We start from the raw sequence: 3,130 nt of genomic DNA on the forward strand, positions 1-3,130 counted from the left end.
CTGCCGTCGAGCCACATGCTCGGCACCGAGGACGCGAAACGCTTCGACCTCATGATGTTCTCGCTGGAGCTGGCGCTGTTGAAAGGGTCGAAGCGGTTCGACACCTTGCGCAAGCAACTTTTGGAGATCGCGTCCGCGCTGGAGGACCAGATGGGTATCCCTGCGATCGCCCAGCACGCGGCACTGATCGAGGAAATCCAGACCGACCATTGGTGGGAAGGCGTCACTGTGCCGCTGCTGGAACTGGTGCGCCTGCGGCTGCGCGACCTGATCCAGCACATCGAGAAGACCCGAAAGACCATCGTCTATTCCAATTTCGCCGATGAGATCGGCGACGGCGTCGAAGTGCCCTTGCCACAGATCGGCGAGGCCAACTTCGCCCGCTTCAAGGCCAAGGCGCGGCATTTCTTGCGCGCCCACCGCGACAATCTCGTGCTGCACAAGTTGCGGCAGGGCAAGCCGCTGACGCCGTCTGACCTCGACGAACTGGAGAAGCTGCTGCTCGACGCCGGCATCGGCGAGGCTGGCGACATCGAGCGCGCGCCAAGCCAGCCACGGCTTTGGCCGCTTCGTCCGTTCACTGGTCGGGCTGGAGCGCGCCGCCGTGAGCGAAGCATTCAGCGAGTTCATCTCCGCCGGCACCGCTACCGCCGCGCAGATCGAGTTCATCGACATGGTGATCGAGCACTTGACCGACCAGGGCATGATGGAACCGAGCCTGCTCTACGAGCCGCCCTTCACCGGCATCGCCCCGACCGGGCCGGAGCACCTGTTCGACGAGGCCAAAGTGGTGCGGCTATTCGACAAGATCAAAGCGATCAACGAGAGCGCGGTGGCTTGAGATGCCGGGCCAGCACGCGGCCATCTTCCGTTTTTCAGAATTTACCTTGACCCCCACCCCCGACTCGGTCCATTATCCGCCCGTCCTGTCCCGGCAAGAGGGGCGCATCGCGATCGTCACGACACGCGGGGCAGGATGCGGTGGACGCGGATGGTGCCGAAGGACGAGCGGCGCCACGCGGACGGCGAAGACGCGTGGTCCTGACGCCGCGACGCTGGCGTCAAGCTCGTGAGGCGATGATCTCGCGGGCGACGGGGGCAAGAGAGCCCGTTCCCCGGGGAGAGCGCGGAGGAAACCGTAACACCATCGCGCAGGGAAGGCCGGCTGTTCGGCTCGTACCTGTGGTTCTGCCGCGTGCTTTTTGCTGCACGCGGACCGCGGGTGCGAACGGCACCCGGTCTTCCCTGCTCCCTCTTCGCTTTCGAGGGACGGAGCTTGCATCATCCGGGCGCGAACGCGCCGCGGAAATGTGATCGCTTGCCTGCGGGCACCTCGCTGTTTCACATCCGAATTCCTCACGCTGTGCATGGTATCATGATAAGCAAGATATTTACAGCTTGCAGAGCGACTCGTCCCCCTCCGTCTACCCGGCCTCGTGCATAGCCAAGGCCATTGCTGGAACCTTTTTACCGTGCGACAGAAGCTATGGATTTCCCGAAGCGCTTGCGGCAGAAACCGTTTTCGGCACAAGGTCGGTCGCGTGTCGCCGTGTTTGATTCAGCGTCGGCATAGGGAAGCGGGCTGTGGCGAAGATACTGGTGGTCGACGACGACCCTGTCATGCAGATGACCGTCCGGCTGCTGCTGGAACGGGCCGGTCACCGCGTCATCGTCGCCGAGGATGGCCGCAAGGGGCTGGCGGAAATCGCCAAGAACGGTTTCGATCTCCTATGTCTCGATATTTTCATGCCGGGAATGGATGGCCTGGAGACGATGCGCCTGGTGCGCCAGCAGCACCCGCGGATTCCGATCATCGCGATGTCCGGCCGGCCGCTGACGCCGGATGCGGGCATGGAGCCGGATTTCCTCGCGATGGCCACCAAGCTGGGCGCAGTTCGCGGCCTGCCCAAGCCGTTCAAGCCCACGGCCCTGCTGGCGACGGTCGCGGATTGTCTGGAGGCTGCGAACGGGCGCCGGCCCTTATCTGCGTCGGATCGTGATGCTGGTCCCCACCGCCGATCCTAAGCCGGACCGGCTGGTCCTGACCCACGAAGCGCCGTTGCGGGAGCGGGGCTTTTTCGCGCGCCTGACGCTCGCCAGCCGTCTCGCCATCGCGATGATCCTCCTGGTCGCGGTCACGGTCACCGCGACCGGGTGGCTGTACTACCTCAACCTCGAGCGCGAGCTGCTGCCGCGCGTGCTCGACCGTATCGAGACCCATTCGAAGCTGTTGGCCGCCGACCTGCAGAGCTACATCCGTGGTTCGCGCGCCGACGTCGTCACCTTCCGCGCCCATGCGGCCGTCCACGGCATCGTGCTCGCCCACCTCAATGGCGGGACCGACCCGGTCGACGGGCTCACCGAGGAGGCCTGGCGCCAGCGCCTGTTGACACGGCTCGTGGCCTATCTCCGCGCCAAGCCGACCTACTGGCAGTTCCGCTTCATCGGACTCGACGACGGCCACAAGGAGATCCTGCGGCTCGACCGCTCGGGCCCGAACGGCGCGGTCCGGGTGGTGCCCGATTCCGAGCTGCAGCGGATCGGCGACGAGCCCTATGTCACGGAGACGCTGAAGCTCGCCGGCGACGCCATGTACGTCTCGCCGATCGACCTCAACGAGGACAACGGCGTCATCGAAGAGCCGCAGGTGCCGACCTTGCGCGTCGCCGCCCCGGTGTTCAAGCCCGACGGCACCCCGTTCGGCGTCGTTGCCGTCTCCATCGACATGCGGCCCGCGCTCGACCGCATCCGCTCTTCGGTGCAGCGCGGCAGCATCTTCGCCGTCGACGCACGCGGCAACTATCTCGTCAATCCGGACCGAAGCCTCGAATTCGGCGCCCAGCTCGGTCGGCCCGCCGACTGGCGGACCCATTTCCCCTACTTCGTCCCGCTGCTCGGCAGCCTGCAAAGCGCGGCGCAGTCGGCTCAGGACCCGACGGGAGGGCTGTGCGGCGCGGCGATGGCGCCGGCCATGATCGAAGGCCAGCAATGGGTCGGCATCATCGCGACGATCCCGAACAGCGTCTACATGGCGCCGGCGGTCGCGATCCGCAACAGCGCGCTGCTGGTTGGAAGCATCGCGATGCTGGGCGCCGCGGCGCTCGCGGTGATCCTGGCGCGATCCTTGACC

At 65.8% G+C, this 3,130-nt stretch carries 4 protein-coding genes; 3 read left to right on the forward strand and 1 reads right to left on the reverse strand.

Annotated elements, in window-relative coordinates; genetic code table 11:
• On the reverse strand, window positions 1–630 hold a 630-nt coding region (locus tag JOY90_RS39235; RefSeq protein WP_291696444.1), incomplete at its 3' end, for a hypothetical protein.
• On the opposite strand from JOY90_RS39235, the gene JOY90_RS39240 reads away from it, so the two are divergent.
• The 3 genes from JOY90_RS39240 to JOY90_RS39250 form a co-directional block, all read left to right on the forward strand.
• Window positions 605–841, forward strand: a complete 237-nt coding sequence (locus tag JOY90_RS39240; RefSeq protein ID WP_291696445.1) for a type I restriction-modification enzyme R subunit C-terminal domain-containing protein — start codon at window positions 605–607, stop codon at window positions 839–841. The two genes, JOY90_RS39235 and JOY90_RS39240, sit on opposite strands and share 26 nt — an antisense overlap.
• A 743-nt stretch (window positions 842–1,584) precedes the next feature.
• On the forward strand, window positions 1,585–2,025 hold the full coding sequence (locus JOY90_RS39245) for a response regulator (RefSeq protein ID WP_291696446.1): 441 nt from the start codon (window positions 1,585–1,587) through the stop codon (window positions 2,023–2,025).
• Window positions 2,000–3,130: cache domain-containing protein (locus JOY90_RS39250; RefSeq protein ID WP_291696447.1), on the forward strand; the 1,131-nt coding region annotated here is incomplete at its 3' end. The genes JOY90_RS39245 and JOY90_RS39250, both read left to right, overlap by 26 nt.

The organism is Bradyrhizobium sp. (assembly GCF_019242285.1).
Taxonomy (GTDB): Bacteria; Pseudomonadota; Alphaproteobacteria; order Rhizobiales; family Xanthobacteraceae; genus Bradyrhizobium.